Origin of the sequence: Methylophilus methylotrophus DSM 46235 = ATCC 53528, assembly GCF_000378225.1 — a bacterium.
Classification (GTDB): Bacteria; Pseudomonadota; Gammaproteobacteria; order Burkholderiales; family Methylophilaceae; genus Methylophilus; species Methylophilus methylotrophus.
The window spans coordinates 870,888-886,012 of the sequence record NZ_KB905141.1 but is presented as its reverse complement, the minus strand read 5'-3'; the positions used below and the strand labels follow the sequence as shown (position 1 = coordinate 886,012).

General features: G+C 49.8%; 16 protein-coding genes and 2 tRNA genes. 13 read left to right on the top strand and 5 right to left on the bottom strand.

Features of this window, described 5'->3' with window-relative positions; genetic code table 11:
- Nucleotides 1-2 precede the first annotated feature (2 nt).
- From recX to F463_RS0104290, 5 genes are all read left to right on the top strand, one after another.
- Entirely contained in the window at nt 3-461 is a 459-nt protein-coding gene (recX, locus tag F463_RS0104310) for a recombination regulator RecX (protein ID WP_018985822.1), read from the top strand.
- The gene (gene alaS / locus F463_RS0104305; protein ID WP_018985821.1) at nt 451-3,087 is read left to right on the top strand and encodes an alanine--tRNA ligase; all 2,637 of its coding nucleotides are present in this window, start codon (nt 451-453) and stop codon (nt 3,085-3,087) included. Before recX ends, alaS begins: the two co-directional genes overlap by 11 nt.
- Before the next feature lie 25 nt (nt 3,088-3,112).
- The gene (locus F463_RS0104300) at nt 3,113-4,342 is read left to right on the top strand and encodes an aspartate kinase (protein WP_018985820.1); all 1,230 of its coding nucleotides are present in this window, start codon (nt 3,113-3,115) and stop codon (nt 4,340-4,342) included.
- Between the two features lie 157 nt (nt 4,343-4,499).
- Nucleotides 4,500-4,593 (top strand) — tRNA-Ser (locus F463_RS0104295).
- 119 nt (nt 4,594-4,712) lie between these two features.
- Nucleotides 4,713-4,789 (top strand) — tRNA-Arg (locus tag F463_RS0104290).
- 278 nt (nt 4,790-5,067) lie between these two features.
- On the opposite strand, the gene F463_RS0104285 is transcribed toward F463_RS0104290, so the two are convergent.
- A complete protein-coding gene (locus tag F463_RS0104285) occupies nt 5,068-5,304 on the bottom strand; it encodes a hypothetical protein (RefSeq protein WP_018985819.1) in 237 nt (78 codons plus the stop codon).
- Nucleotides 5,305-5,548: 244 nt separating this feature from the next.
- On the opposite strand from F463_RS0104285, the gene F463_RS0104280 reads away from it, so the two are divergent.
- On the top strand, nt 5,549-6,532 hold the full coding sequence (locus F463_RS0104280; protein ID WP_018985818.1) for a polyprenyl synthetase family protein: 984 nt from the start codon (nt 5,549-5,551) through the stop codon (nt 6,530-6,532).
- A 42-nt stretch (nt 6,533-6,574) separates the two neighbouring features.
- Here the strand turns inward: F463_RS0104280 and F463_RS0104275 are convergent, their stop codons facing one another.
- Nucleotides 6,575-6,970 (bottom strand): hypothetical protein, encoded by a 396-nt coding sequence (locus F463_RS0104275; protein ID WP_018985817.1) that lies wholly within the window; start codon nt 6,968-6,970, stop codon nt 6,575-6,577.
- 200 nt (nt 6,971-7,170) lie between these two features.
- Between F463_RS0104275 and F463_RS0104265 the strand changes: the two genes are divergently transcribed.
- From F463_RS0104265 to F463_RS0104250, 5 genes are all read left to right on the top strand, one after another.
- Nucleotides 7,171-8,043, top strand: a complete 873-nt coding sequence (locus tag F463_RS0104265) for a prepilin peptidase (RefSeq protein WP_026295290.1) — start codon at nt 7,171-7,173, stop codon at nt 8,041-8,043.
- Nucleotides 8,040-8,642: a dephospho-CoA kinase gene (gene coaE, locus F463_RS0104260; protein WP_018985814.1), complete on the top strand. Its 603-nt coding sequence runs from the start codon at nt 8,040-8,042 to the stop codon at nt 8,640-8,642. Before F463_RS0104265 ends, coaE begins: the two co-directional genes overlap by 4 nt.
- 69 nt (nt 8,643-8,711) lie before the next feature.
- Nucleotides 8,712-9,485, top strand: coding sequence for a cell division protein ZapD (gene zapD / locus F463_RS0104255; protein WP_018985813.1), 774 nt, complete (start codon nt 8,712-8,714; stop codon nt 9,483-9,485).
- Nucleotides 9,482-9,673, top strand: a complete 192-nt coding sequence (locus tag F463_RS14740; RefSeq protein ID WP_081620783.1) for a DNA gyrase inhibitor YacG — start codon at nt 9,482-9,484, stop codon at nt 9,671-9,673. The genes zapD and F463_RS14740 overlap by 4 nt, the downstream gene beginning before the upstream one ends.
- Before the next feature lie 21 nt (nt 9,674-9,694).
- The gene (locus F463_RS0104250) at nt 9,695-10,138 is read left to right on the top strand and encodes a copper chaperone PCu(A)C (protein WP_026295289.1); all 444 of its coding nucleotides are present in this window, start codon (nt 9,695-9,697) and stop codon (nt 10,136-10,138) included.
- A 5-nt stretch (nt 10,139-10,143) separates the two neighbouring features.
- Here the strand turns inward: F463_RS0104250 and F463_RS0104245 are convergent, their stop codons facing one another.
- The 3 genes from F463_RS0104245 to F463_RS0104230 form a co-directional block, all read right to left on the bottom strand.
- A complete protein-coding gene (locus tag F463_RS0104245; protein WP_018985811.1) occupies nt 10,144-10,368 on the bottom strand; it encodes a VF530 family protein in 225 nt (74 codons plus the stop codon).
- Between the two features lie 698 nt (nt 10,369-11,066).
- Nucleotides 11,067-12,026 (bottom strand): Nudix family hydrolase, encoded by a 960-nt coding sequence (locus F463_RS0104235; protein ID WP_018985809.1) that lies wholly within the window; start codon nt 12,024-12,026, stop codon nt 11,067-11,069.
- Nucleotides 12,027-12,031: 5 nt separating this feature from the next.
- Entirely contained in the window at nt 12,032-12,889 is an 858-nt protein-coding gene (locus F463_RS0104230; RefSeq protein ID WP_018985808.1) for an ATP-binding protein, read from the bottom strand.
- 133 nt (nt 12,890-13,022) lie between these two features.
- On the opposite strand from F463_RS0104230, the gene F463_RS0104225 reads away from it, so the two are divergent.
- Together F463_RS0104225 and rng are read left to right on the top strand one after the other, a co-directional pair.
- The gene (locus tag F463_RS0104225; protein ID WP_018985807.1) at nt 13,023-13,589 is read left to right on the top strand and encodes a Maf family protein; all 567 of its coding nucleotides are present in this window, start codon (nt 13,023-13,025) and stop codon (nt 13,587-13,589) included.
- Between the two features lie 44 nt (nt 13,590-13,633).
- Entirely contained in the window at nt 13,634-15,100 is a 1,467-nt protein-coding gene (gene rng / locus F463_RS0104220; RefSeq protein ID WP_026295288.1) for a ribonuclease G, read from the top strand.
- Nucleotides 15,101-15,125 lie beyond the last annotated feature (25 nt).

Below are 15,125 nucleotides of genomic sequence, written 5' to 3'. Positions count from 1 at the left end.
GCTTGCGTCAGCCGATTGAAAAGTCGCTGCGCCAGCGTGCGCTGGAGTATCTAAGCAAGCGCGAATATTCTGCAGCCGAACTGGCGCAAAAGCTCAAGGGTTATGCGGACGACGCGGATGATATCCCGGCCTTGATTTCTGATTTCAGGGCTCGTGGCTGGTTAAGTGATGCGCGTTATGCCGAACAAATGGTGCATGCGCGCCAGGCCAAGTTCGGTACAGCGCGGGTGGCGCATGAGTTACGCGAAAAAGGGGTGGACGACACCCTGATCGCCGAAGCAGTTGCTGGTTTGCAGGACAGTGAAGTGGAACGCGCCAGTGAAGTCTGGCGCAAAAAGTTTAAAGCAGCCCCGACAACACGCGAGGAATGGGCAAAACAGGCCCGTTTTTTACAGAGTCGGGGTTTTACGTTTGAAGTAATTAAACAAATTTTGAATAGACACGCAGAAGATGACAGTTAAGTACGGGCAAAAACCTTCCAGCAAACAAATCCGCCAGGCCTTCCTGGATTTCTTTGCTTCCAAAGGTCACCAGGTGGTGGCTTCCAGTTCGCTGGTGCCGCATGGTGACCCGACCTTGCTGTTTACCAACGCAGGGATGAACCAGTTTAAAGATGTATTCCTGGGTTTTGACAAGCGCGCGTATACCCGTGCAGCCACCGCACAAAAATGCGTACGTGCTGGCGGCAAGCATAACGATCTCGAGAATGTGGGCTATACCGCACGTCACCACACCTTTTTCGAGATGCTGGGTAACTTTAGTTTTGGGGATTATTTCAAGCGTGATGCCATCAAGTATGCCTGGGAATTGCTGACCGAAGTCTATGCCTTGCCTAAAGAGCGTTTGATGGTCACCGTCTACGCTGAGGACGACGAAGCCTACGATATCTGGAACAAGGAAGTCGGCGTGCCAGCGGACAAGATTATCCGCATTGGCGATAACAAGGGTGCCAGATATGCGTCTGATAATTTCTGGATGATGGGCGATACCGGTCCTTGTGGTCCCTGTACCGAGATTTTCTATGACCACGGTGCGCATATTCCTGGCGGCCCTCCAGGCTCGCCAGACGAAGATGGCGACCGTTTTATTGAAATCTGGAACAACGTGTTCATGCAGTTTAACCGCGACGAAGCAGGTGTGATGCATCCTTTGCCCAAGCCATCTGTCGATACGGGGATGGGGCTGGAACGCATTTCTGCCGTACTGCAAGGCGTGCATGCCAACTACGAAATCGATTTGTTCCAGGGGCTGATTAAAGCCGCTGCGCGAGAAACGCATACTGACGATCTGGATAGTCCTTCACTCAAGGTACTGGCGGACCATATTCGTGCCTGTTCTTTCCTGATTGCCGATGGCGTGATTCCAGGCAATGAAGGCCGTGGTTACGTGTTACGGCGTATTATCCGCCGTGCGATTCGTCATGGTTATAAATTAGGCTGCCGTGCCGCCTTCTTCCACAAGCTGGTGCCAGACCTGGTCGCTGAAATGGGTGAAGCTTATCCTGAGTTGGCCAATAACCAGGCGCGTGTCGCGGACGTGCTCAAGCAGGAAGAAGACCGCTTTTTTGAAACCATCGAAAACGGCATGCAGATTCTGGAAACTGAATTGGCAACCAAGCCAGCGGTGTTTAATGGCGACCTGGCCTTTAAATTACACGATACCTTTGGCTTTCCACTGGACCTGACCGCAGATATTTGCCGCGAACGCGGAGTGACTGTCGATACGGCCGGATTTGATGCCGCCATGGCACGCCAGAAAGAGCAGGCGCGTGCCGCCGGTAAATTCAAAATGGCGTTGAACCTCGAATATGAGGGTGTTGCGACCACTTTCCACGGCTATGACAAACTGGAAGTCCCAGCCAAAGTACTCGCCTTGTATAAAGATGGCAGTGCCGTGGCCACACTTAACGAAGGTGATCTCGGCGTGGTCGTGTTGGACCATACACCGTTCTATGCCGAATCCGGTGGTCAGATCGGCGATAGCGGGGAGCTCAAGTCTGCCAACGGTATTTTTGCCGTTGAAGATACACAAAAAATCCAGGCCGCGGTATTCGGTCACCACGGTGTGCTGAAAACCGGGACCTTGTATGTGGGTGACGATTTGACAGCCAAAGTCAATCTGCAAGCGCGTGCCAGCACCATGCGCAACCACTCGGCGACGCACCTGATGCACAAAGCCTTGCGTGAAGTGCTGGGTGAGCATGTGCAGCAAAAAGGCAGTTTGGTCGATACCGAAAAAACCCGTTTTGACTTTGTGCATAATGCGCCGATGACGGATGCCGAAATTGCCAAAGTGGAGGCGCTGGTCAATGCCGAAATCCTCGCCAACGTGGCAACCGAGGCTCGCCTGATGGATATCGAGTCCGCACAAAAAACCGGTGCCATGATGCTGTTTGGTGAAAAGTACGGTGACGAAGTACGCGTGCTTGATATTGGCTCCAGCCGCGAATTATGTGGTGGCACCCATGTCAGCCGTACCGGCGATATCGGCCTGTTCAAAATCACTTCTGAAAGTGGCGTGGCTGCGGGAGTGCGCCGCGTAGAAGCTACCACAGGCGAGGGTGCCCTCAGGCTGGTACAGACGCAGCAAACGCTGATTAATCAAGTGGCTGGCGAACTCAAGACGCCCGCACATGAGCTGCCTGGCAAAATCGCACAGGTGATGGACAACGTGAAATCGCTTGAAAAAGAATTGGCACGCCTCAAGTCCAAGCTGGCCTCCTCACAGGGGGATGACCTCGCGACGCAAGCGCAGGACGTCAACGGCGCCAAAGTACTGGCAGCCACCCTCGACGGGGCGGATGCCAATGCCTTGCGTGAAACCATGGATAAGCTCAAAGATAAACTCAAATCTGCAGTCATTGTGCTGGCGAGCGTGGCTGACGGTAAAGTCAGCCTGGCTGCGGGTGTCACTACTGACTTGACTGGCAAGGTCAAAGCAGGCGAGTTGGTCAATCATGTGGCTGGTCAGGTCGGTGGCAAAGGTGGTGGTAAACCGGATATGGCGATGGCAGGTGGTACTGAGCCCGCTAATTTGCCGCAGGCTTTGGCAAGTGTGAAGGCTTGGGTAGAAACAAAACTAAATTAATTTAATTGATTAACAGAGCGAAATAATGGCATTAATCGTACAAAAATATGGTGGTACCTCGGTGGCTAATCCCGAGCGTATCCGTAATGTGGCGCGTCGCGTGGCGCGTTACAAGGCATTGGGCCACCAGGTGGTGGTTGTGGTATCCGCAATGTCTGGTGAAACCAACCGGTTGATCTCACTGGCCAAGGAAATCATGCAAGACCCTGATCCACGTGAGCTGGATGTGATGGTATCAACCGGTGAGCAGGTCACCATCGGCATGACGGCCCTGGCACTGATGGAGCTTGGCATTAAGGCAAAAAGCTATACCGGTACCCAGGTTAAGATCTTGACTGACGATGCTTTTACCAAGGCACGTATTCTGGATATCGACGAACATAACCTGAAAAAAGACCTGGATGATGGCTATGTCTGCGTGGTGGCTGGGTTCCAGGGCGTGGATGCCAATGGCAATATTACGACCTTGGGCCGTGGCGGCTCAGATACTACTGGTGTAGCACTGGCTGCGGCGTTAAAGGCGGATGAATGTCAGATTTATACCGATGTCGATGGCGTTTACACCACCGATCCGCGTGTGGTGCCTGAGGCACGCCGCTTGGATAAAATTACCTTTGAAGAAATGTTGGAACTGGCTTCACAGGGCTCCAAAGTATTGCAAATTCGCTCGGTTGAGTTTGCCGGTAAATACAAAGTCAAATTACGTGTGCTGTCCAGCTTCGAAGAGGAGGGCGACGGTACACTGATCACATTCGAAGAAAATGAGGAAAACATGGAAGAACCAATTATCTCCGGCATCGCCTTTAACCGCGATGAGGCGAAAATTACCGTGACGGGCGTGCCCGACAAACCAGGAATTGCCTATCAGATTTTGGGCCCGGTGGCAGACGCCAATATTGATGTGGATATGATTATCCAGAACGTCGGTGCGGATGGTACGACTGACTTCACCTTTACCGTACATAAAAATGAGATGAACAAAGCCCTGAGCATTCTTAGAGATAAAGTGCAGGGCCATATCCAGGCACGTGAAATCAGCGGCGACGACAAGATTGCCAAAGTCTCTGTGGTTGGGGTGGGTATGCGCTCACATGTAGGGATCGCCAGCCAGATGTTCCGTACGCTGGCCGAAGAAGGGATCAATATTCAAATGATCTCAACCAGCGAAATTAAAATTGCAGTCGTGATCGAAGAGAAGTACATGGAACTGGCTGTACGCGTGTTGCATAAAGCATTCGGCCTCGAAAACGCATAATCGCCAACGGACGAATAAAGAAATAAAACATTCTTCTTTTTTGCGTTGATTTTTGAAGGGTTTTCACGTAGTATGGCGCCCTTCGATGCAGTAGCAATGCTGCAAAGAGAACAGCATGCGCTGTGTTGGTACTATTAAAACTTCATTGTTTTAATAAGGTGAGCTGGCCGAGTGGTCGAAGGCACTTCCCTGCTAAGGAAGCATATGGGCTTAAACCTGTATCGAGGGTTCGAATCCCTCGCTCACCGCCAAAAACCTCGCTTTGCGCGGGTTTTGTTTTTGGTAAACTGGTTGCAGAATATGATTTTGCACCGCCACAAAGCGCAAAATAGTGTATAATGCTGTTTTTGTTGCAAAGCAACAAACCTTGGCGCCCGTAGCTCAGTTGGATAGAGTATTTGGCTACGAACCAAAGGGTCGGGCGTTCGAATCGCTCCGGGCGCGCCAAATTAGTAATGAAATAAACCTCTTAGGCTTAACGGTCTAAGAGGTTTTTTCTTTTGTGGGTGATAGATTTTATTTGATTGATTAACATCCATCGGCATGCCGCCAAATTCAAATTTTGATGGCATTCACAGGTGATTCTGGTCGTCTGATCTATGCTCGCTAGAAAGCATCAAGCTGACTTTTTGACATGGCAAATGCAGTAATAAGTTGCATTCAATCAATGTTCACTGCAAATAAAAAATCCCGCTTCCGCGGGATTCTGTTTTCAGAGGCGTCAATTACAGCGCAATCACGCCGCCAATGGAACCGAGCACGGAGCCCACGACTGGGCCAACCACTGGTAAGCCGGTCAGGAAATTACCAACAGCGCCAACAATCGTTTTGGTGCCTGTCAATACGCCGGATAAGAGGCCCGATACGCCACCTAGTAAGGATCCTACAGTGCCGGAAACATCGACTACTGCGCCACCTGAAACAGCTTCAATTTCAATTCGGTTCAATTCTTGAATAGCCATTACTAATCTCCTAAAACGTTTTTAAAAGTAAATTCCTACTCGCTCGTAGGGACGAATTATCCGAAGATAATCGGTTAGGTTTTCTTTGAAAAGAAAGATAAAGAAAAACCAAACAATGTAAATGTAAACTTATTTTAACTAAAAAACAACCCTAAATAAAAATGATTTGACCATGTTGCCGATGGCAAACAATGGTTGGCGTGGCGGGAGAATAGACAGATATGGTATGCTCTAGTTTTAATCAATGCATGGTATTTCAGTGTCTCTCAATGCTTGTTTGTCGCGTATTGCCAGTGATATGCAGCAGGTGGATGATGTCATCCGCCAGTCTTTATCTTCACAAGTTCCGCTGATAAATCAGATCTCAGAATATATCATTCATAGTGGGGGCAAACGTTTGCGGCCTGCATTGGTGTTGATGGCCGGAGACCTTGCGGGCGGGGTGACTGCAGCACATCATCAGCTGGCAGCGATTATCGAGTTTATCCATACTGCAACGCTATTACACGACGATGTTGTTGATGCTTCCGAGTTGCGCCGCGGAAAGTCCACGGCAAATCATGTGTATGGCAATCCGGCAAGCGTGTTGGTCGGCGACTTCTTATATTCCCGAGCCTTCCAGATGATGGTCAAGTTGCAGAAGATGCGTATCATGGACATCCTGGCTGATGCCACCAATGTGATCTCTGAAGGCGAAGTGCTGCAACTACTGAATGTGCGCAATATTGGCGTCAGTGAGCAGGATTACCTGCAGGTGATTCACTTTAAAACAGCCAAGTTATTTGAAGCTGCGACCCGCTTAGGTGCCGTTCAATGCCAGTCAAATACCGCGCAGGAGCAAGGCTTGGCCAATTATGGCATGCATTTGGGCACTGCTTTCCAGCTCGTCGATGATGTGCTGGATTTAACAGGTGAGAGTGAAAAAATTGGCAAGACGCTAGGCAATGACCTGGCAGAAGGTAAAGTGACTTTGCCTATGCTTTATGCGATACAGCAGGCCCCTGCTGCACAGGCTGATCTGGTCAAGCAAGCCTTGCTGGAAGGGCAGGTCGCGCAGTTGGATAAAGTGCTCGAAATCCTGCACGCTGTGAAAGCTTTTGATTATGTGCGTGGTGTTGCAGAGAAGGAAGCGAGACTGGCCTGTGAGGCTTTGTCAGTGTTTACAGAATCACCTGCAAAACAGGCGATGCTGGATCTTGCTCACTTTTCCGTCAGTCGTCAGCAATAATCTGGCCGCCTGCCATTTGCAGGCAGGCTGTATTGTGTCAGTTTAGTTCAGTGCGATAGGCTCACCGCTAATATGGTAGTAGCTGAGTCGCGCACAATCATTGGTCGCATGCGTTAATGCGCCATCAAAGAGGGACTTTCCGTCTACATCTACCACCGCGTAGCCATTGTGATAAAGCGTGACTTCAGCCTGCATGTCGTCTTCAACCCGGGTTGCTTTCTGCAGACCACGGGTGTGTGATGAGCGCATGGCAAAGCTGATGCAGTTTTCCTCTTCCTCTTCACTGTAGACTTCCCAGTGCGATTGCCCGGTCAGTTTGGTCAGCCATCCTGGTAAGTCGACCTCTACACGGCAAATCACAGGCTCATCCCAGGCAGGATGCTCAACCTGGTTCAACTCGACTTCAGTCGGTGGCGTAAATTTGATTTGATCAGACATAGGCAACTTCCTTCACTTAATAAAATGGATGCGAAGTCACTCGGCTGGAGTGCTATTCCCATCTTACACATAAATGGCGGCATACAAGCGGTTTTCAAGACGGAAAAAGCAGCTTTTAAACAGGTTTTGCCGTCTTTTAGCCTTGCTTACTTGCATTAACGATGAGATCATGCAGCAACCTTAACTTTGTTATCGGTATCATGTCAGAAATCCTTGAGCCTGTTTTAAGCTTATTACGTACGCAGCCGCATTTCTTGCAAGCGGTGTGTTTAATGCTCGGTTTAGTGGTTGGCAGCTTCCTCAATGTGGTGATACATCGCCTGCCAAAAATGATGGAGCGCGAGTGGCAGGCCAGCTGTCTGGACTTGCAGGGGCAAGCCGCACCTGAACTACCAAAATATAACCTCGTTGTACCGCGTTCTGCCTGCCCACATTGTGGACACCAGCTTACCGCCCTGGAAAATATTCCTGTCATCAGTTACCTGTTTTTGCGTGGCCGCTGCAAGGCCTGCAAAGCGCCGATTTCTGCCCGTTACCCACTGGTCGAGTTGCTGACTGGCTTATTGTCCCTGGCGGTGGGTGTGCAATATGGCTTTAGCATGTTGACCGTATTTGCTTTGGTGTTTGTATTTGCGCTGGTTGCATTGACCTTTATCGATTTTGATACGCAATTATTGCCCGATGATATTACCTTGCCCTTGTTGTGGCTGGGGTTGCTGCTCAATATCAAATATGGTTTCACAGATTTAACTTCAGCCGTGATTGGTGCGATGGCAGGTTACCTGGTGTTATGGGCTGTCTACTGGTTGTTCAAGCTGATCACTGGTAAAGAGGGCATGGGCTATGGCGACTTTAAGCTCCTGGCTGCGATTGGCGCCTGGTTTGGCTGGCAGTTATTACCTGCGGTCATCTTGTTAAGTTCTGTCGTTGGCAGTGTGATTGGCATAGGCCTGATTCTGCTCAAAGGCAAAACTCGCCAAACTGCTATTCCATTCGGCCCGTTTCTGGCCCTAGGTGGTATTGCTGCCTTATTTTACGGTCAGTCACTGGCCTCTTATTATCTGATGCCATGAGTAAAGTAGTCGCCGTGACTGGCGGTATAGGCAGCGGTAAAACCGAGGTCTGCAAATATTTTTCAATCTTAGGTGTGCCCGTGGTCGACCTGGACCAGATTGCACATGAAATGAGCGCGCCTGATAGCGCTGCCATGCAGGCAGTGCGTGCGGCTTTTGGTGATGAAATGTTTGAGGCTGATGGTTGCTTGAATCGTGCCAGATTGCGAGAACTGGTATTTTCTGAGCCCGATGCACTAGATCAACTAAACCAGATCATGCACCCCGCGATCCGTGCTGAAGCCATGCACCGGATTGAACAGCATTCTGCGCATCCTTATGTGGTCTTAGCGATCCCATTACTTGTTGAAAGCCGTGACGATTGGCAAATCGTAGACCATGTGCTGGTTATCGATTGTGATGAGCACACACAGCTGACACGTGTGATGCAACGCAGCCAGTTATCTGAAGTGATAGCGCAAGCCATGATTGCTGCACAAAGCAGCCGTGAAGAGCGTTTATCGATTGCCGACTCGGTCATTGTCAATGACCAAACATTGGATCATTTGCAGGAAAAAGTGCTAGAGTTTCATAAAAACTTCTCTAAAACTTGCCAGTGAATGAAAAGGGTTTCATAATCAGGCTTTTATTGCATACTTTTCAAGTATCAGCTGACAGAAAAGGCTGCCGTGTCGAGCTACGAGTTTCCATTTAACGAGCGCATCAGAACTTATCTCCGCCTGGAAGATTTGTTCGTCAAAATGCTGCACCACATTGAGATTGGCCATGAAATCAGCCACCATGTGGCGCTGATTTCCATGCTGCAAATCCTTGACCTGATTGATCGGGGCGATTTAAAAGTTGATTTGTTGCAAGAGCTGGAAAGGCACAAGGTGCAACTCTCCTTCTTGCAAAATAACCCCAATATTGATCAGCTTGCCTTGGCAACAACCTTGTCCAGTTTGGACCGCTGTGCGACTGCATTACGTTCAGATCATCAAAAACTGGGGCAATCATTGCGCGATAACGACTGGTTGATGAGCGTCAAGCAACGGACCAGTATCCCTGGTGGCGTATGCGAATTCGACTTGCCCTCCTATCGTCACTGGCTCTACCTAGGTGAAGAGCGTCGCAAGAATGACTTTGATCACTGGCTGGCCAAACTCATGCCCATGTACGAGGCTATCCGCCTGATTCTGCAATTATTGCGTGGGAGTGGCCAGGTGCTCTCGCTGGTGGCCCACAATGGGGCTTACCAACAGCAATTATCTGGTCACAAACCGGCACAATTATTGCGTATTGTGATAGACCACGACGAATGTTTCCCTGAAGTCAGTGCGAATAAATATGCCATCAATATCCGCTTCCAGAAGCTGGACTTCGTGCAAAGACCCAAGGGCTGCGAGCAGGATATCTCGTTCAAGATGATTATCTGTAACTTTACCGGGGCAGGCCATAATTGACACAGCAAACCGTCAAAGCGCGCAAGGTCGCTTGCCCGTCATGTGGTGAAACGACGGAGTATTCGCCTGCCAACCCTTTCCGGCCCTTTTGTAGTGAGCGCTGCAAATTGGTTGATCTCGGCGATTGGGCCACAGAAAAATTTCGTATCCCCGATAGCACACCACCTGATTTATACGAACCAGAATAACTGGCTGCCAGGATGATTACCATGCATAAAACTGCTTTTCTCTTCCGTATCGTTACCAGTATTTGCCTGGCTAGCTGGCTAGGTGTCGCCCACGCAGAAGTGAAAATGACCGATGCCTGGGTGCGTGCTTCTACCCCCGGGCAGTCTGTAGGGGCGGCTTACGTGACCTTATCCAGCCCGCAGGATGTCACCTTGGTATACGTCGAAACAGAGCGCGCTGGCAGTGTGGAAATGCATAGCATGACCATGGAAAATGGCATTATGAAAATGCGCAGCATGGAAGAGTTGCCTGTGCCTGTGGGCAAACCAGTGAAGTTGGCACCAGGCGGCCTGCATTTAATGTTATTCGAATTGCCAACACCATTTAAAACAGGTGAGCAAGTCAAATTCAGGCTATGTTTCAAGGACAAACAAGGCAAGATCACTGAACAGTTTGTTGCCATGCCAGTGAAAACTGCACCATAAATTGACTATCCGCGACTTTTCACAAAAGTCGCGATATACAAATTCTCTACTTCACTTCTCGCCCAAGGTGTTTTTCGCAAAAACTTCAGGCTAGACTTCACTGATGGATCCTTCTTGAAGCAATTGATACTCACCTTTTGCGCAAGTTTGTCCCAGCCATAGTATTCAACCAGTTGCTCGACAATTTTTTCAAGGGTGATGCCATGTAGTGGATTATTAGTTTGGGTCATGGGACTACTTTGAGTAATTAATGCCGACACTCATCATATGCCACTGCGTCATGCTTGAGCGTGATGATTACGCATTTGAAAGGCATTAGGTTAGCAGGAAACTGTCCTTTTGAATTAATATAGTTCGCAAAAGCCACGACCGCTTTTGCCTTTTGTTGGCGGGCTGGCAGCCTAATAGTTTGCACAGGCGTCCCGGGTGGTACTTCGACATGAGCAATTTCAATGACAGAAGAATGCTCACTCATCAATGCAGCTTTTTAGCAAACCATTCTGGAGATGTTTTAGGTAACCAAGCTGCTAAATTCTCATCATAAACAAATACGATATCTACCGGAGTGGCCGTGCTGTTATTTGCGTCATTGGTAGTCTGTAAGGCTATCTGTAATGTATGCCTCCATGGTAACTGGGTGCAGGCACACAATCCAACCCAACAATAATTAAAAAACACTGGCAATAGAGTCGCTGCATTGACGAGTTCACGTTGAAAAGCCGGTGGACTTGTAGTGTATTAGGCTTCACTGGAGCGCAATCAGTATGTATGCAGTCATTTTATCGGTTTCGATCGTCTTTCTTCGCTTGTACTAGCTCAGCTAAAATTTCATTTCTGCTTATCTGATAATTTTGAGAAGCATGGAATATTCGAGCTTAATTCAGGATTTCTGTATTTTTAGAGGCGTTGCCAGCATTCTTGTCTCTCATTATGAGTGTTGCCAAGTCGCACGTTGCATGGCGATGCCACGGGCACCACAGGATTGCGCCTGCGGTAAATGTTCCAAACGCATACCACCTAGTGCATACACCGGAATTTCCAACCCATTCAGTAATTCACCAAACTTCACCCAGCCTAATCCGGTCACTTTCGGGTGACTTTTTGTTTGCATCACGGGAGAGAGCAGAGCGAAGTCAAATTGTAGCTCTTGGGCTTTTTGGAGTTGGGCTAGATCGTGACAAGAAGCGCCTACCAGTAAATGATCTGGCTTTTCTATGAGTGCCATCAGGCGCTGGCTATTTAAATGCACACCTTGGTAGCCGAGTTGTAATGCTTGTTCGGGGCTGTCATTAAGCAGGCAGCGGCAGTTATAAGACGCGCATAGCTGTAAGACCTCCTCGCTAAATTTCGCGAGTGCTGAGCCACCAAGCTGTGGTTCACGGATTTGCAGTAGTTGCAGGCCTTTGTCGAGTTGCTGCTTTAACGCTTGTAGGAAGGCGTGTTCACCCATCTCTTGCATATTGCTGATGGCATACACAGGCGGCAGGCTGAGTGCTTGCATAATAGGTGCATTGGCGGGTAGCACCGGGCTAACATTGAGTTGACGTGGATGCTGCCAGGCAAATTGCTGGCCTTCACGTGCCTGCAATTCACCTTGCCATGCGTGGACAAAGAAGAAGTGCAGCAGTACGGTTTTGGCCTCAGCATCATGTGTGGCTGGGTAGTCGTAGCGGCGTTTGATCCACGGCTGGATTTGCGTGGGCGTGATGCCGAGCTCTTCTTGTGCTTCGCGGATCAATGCGTGTTCTGGTGTTTCGCCAGCTTCTATTTTGCCGCCGGGAAACTCCCACCAGCCTGCCCAGCCTTTGCCATTGGGGCGGCTGGCGAGCAGGTATTCACCATTGGGTTGCATGAGGATCGCAACCGCGACTTGAACGAGTTTGGTCATAGGTATCAGGACTTCAGTTGCAGTTGGCCTGCGTAGTCTTTGGCGAACTGGTAAGCAACGCGGCCACTGCGAGCGCCACGCGTGTGGTAAAACTGCAGGGCGGCGTGGCGGGCTGCATCATCCATGCTAATACCAAACGTATCCAGCCAGTGCTCGGCGATGCTTAGATATTCGTCCTGGTCAAAACTGTAAAACGATAACCACAGGCCAAAACGTTCGGCGAGTGCAGTCTTTTCATCAATGGTGTCGTTGGGACGAATCTCGCCTTTGTCGACAATCGGCTGGTTGTCTGCCATGTATTCCGGCATCAGGTTTTTACGGTTGGAGGTGGCATAGACCAGCAAATTGGGCGATGCGTGCTCAATTGAGCCATCAAGTATTACCTTAAGCGCCTTGTAGCCCATGTCATTGGCTTCAAACGTGAGGTCATCGCAAAAAATAATGAATTTTTCCGGCCGCTGGCGGATGAGTTGCGTGATTTGCGGCAAATCGGTCAAATCCTGTTTTTCGATTTCAATCAGGCGTAAACCTTCTTTGGCATAGGCATTGAGCACGGCTTTGACAAGTGAGGATTTGCCAGTGCCGCGTGCGCCTGTCAGCAAGACGTGGTTGGCTGGCAGACCCTGTAAAAACTGGCGCGTATTACGCACGACCTCGTTTTTTTGCCGGTCTATAAAGCGGATATCTTCGAGCAATATGTGGTGAGGGTGTTCAACCGCCTGTAACTGCCCCTGGTTGCCGTGCTTGACCCAGCGCCAGGCGACAGCTTGCCAATTGGGCTCAGCCGGTGGAGCAGGCAATAAGGTTTCAAGACGCGTGATCAGTTGTTCGGCGCGTTGCAGCAGGTGTTCGATGGCATTCATGCGGAGTTGTCAGGTGAGAAATCAAACGATGGGCTATTGTACACAATGCGGTAACAGGCTGTCAGTGTCGCATCGTCAGGTGGTTTGTGTTAACTTGTCGGCCTTGGTTTTAATAAATGCCGCGATAAGAAATATGCAACCACGCAAGATTATATTGGCTTCACGTAGCCCGCGACGGGTAGAGCTATTGGCGCAGTTAAGCGTGCAATGTGACATCCTGCCCGCTGATATTGACGAATCCTGTTTGCTTGGAGAGGATCCTGCGCGATATGTACAACGGCTGGCCACTGCCAAAGCCATGGCGATTGCCGAAGCGCATGCCGCTAAAGGCTTGCCTATTCTTGCTGCAGATACCACAGTGGCCCTGGGGCAAGACATTCTGGGCAAGCCTGCCGATGCCAAAGAGGCTCTAGAGATGCTTTCCCGCTTGAGTGGCAGCGTGCACCTGGTGCATACGGCAGTGGCGGTCTATCAGGGGAGAGAAGTGCGTTGCCTGTTGAATACTACCGAGGTTGAAATGATGCAGGTGCCATTGGCTGCTTTGCAAGACTACATTGCCTCGGGCGAACCTATGGATAAAGCCGGTGCCTATGGCATACAGGGGCGTGCCGGAGCTTGGATTGTACGTATACACGGCAGTTACAGCGGCGTGATGGGTTTGCCGCTGCACGAGACGGCGCAGTTACTGCACGCATGGTAAACTTTGCATAAAAGAGAATGATAGAGATCGGGTAAAGCATGTCATTGGCGCAGGAAGTATTGATTAACGTCACGCCGCAGGAGACGCGCGTGGCGATTCTGGAGCAAGGCATTGTCCAGGAGCTACACATAGAACGGGCCTCATCACTGGGTATTGTGGGTAATATTTACCGTGGCACCGTTGTTCGTGTGTTACCGGGCATGCAATCGGCCTTTGTTGAGATAGGCTTGCAACGCGCCGCTTTTCTGCATGCGGCCGATATCATGGAATGTCATGCGGAAGAAGGCGATATCAAGAAAGAGCGCCCGATCCAGGAAGTGTTGCATGAAGGGCAGTCCATCATTGTGCAAGTGATTAAAGAAGCGATTGGCACCAAAGGCGCACGCCTGACCACGGAAATCAGTATTGCAGGGCGTTTTTTAGTTTACCTGCCTTACCAGAAACATATTGGCGTCTCCCAGCGCATTGATATCGAAGAAGAGCGCGAATTCTTGCGCAACCGGCTATTGGGTCTGCTGCCAGAAGATCGTGAAGGGGGCTACATTATCCGTACCATGTCGGAAAATGCGACCGATCAAGAGTTGCTGGCCGATATTGAATACTTACGCAAAGTGTGGAGCAAGATCCAGGCTGAAAGTACAAAAGTCGGTGAACGATCACTGATTTTTTATGACTTGAGCCTGCCGCGCCGGATTCTGCGCGATGTGGTGTGTACTGAAACCACCAGTATCCGCGTCGACTCTCGCGAGATGTTTGAACGCCTGAAAGAGTTTGCCGAGCTCTACGTTTCACACGCAGTAAAACCGCTGATGCATTACAAGGGCGAGCGGGCGCTGTTTGAGTTTTACGATATTGAAAATGAAATTGAAAAAGCCCTGGCACGTAAAGTTGAGCTCAAGTCTGGCGGCTACCTGATTTTTGACCAGACCGAAGCATTGACCACGGTGGACGTGAATACTGGTAGTTTTGTCAGCGGCAAAAACCTGTCTGATACCATTTTCAAAACGAATCTGGAAGCGGCACAGGCGATTGCAAGGCAACTGCGGTTACGTAATTTAGGCGGCATCATCATTATCGATTTTATCGATATGGATGAAGATGCACAGCGAGAAGCAGTGCTAGAAGAGTTACGCAAGGCAGTGACGCTGGATAGGGCGCGTATCAATGTGAATGGTTTTTCGGCATTGGGCCTGGTGGAGCTGACACGCAAGCGTACGCGTGAGAGCCTGGCACATTTGCTATGCGAGTCTTGCCAGGTATGCCAGGGTCGTGGCGAGCTGAAAACGGCGCAAACCATTTGCTATGAAATCATGCGGGAGTTGTTGCGCGAGTCCAAACAGTTCAGGAATGCCAATGAATTCAAGATATTGGCATCTCCTGAAGTGATTAATATGCTTGGCGACGAAGAGTCACAAAGCCTCGCAAACCTGTCAGACTTTATTAAAAAGCCAGTGTCGTTACACCCCGATACCCAGTACGGGCGTGAAGAATTTGATATTGTCTGGATTTAGTGTTGCGGTATAGGGCGATCCAGAA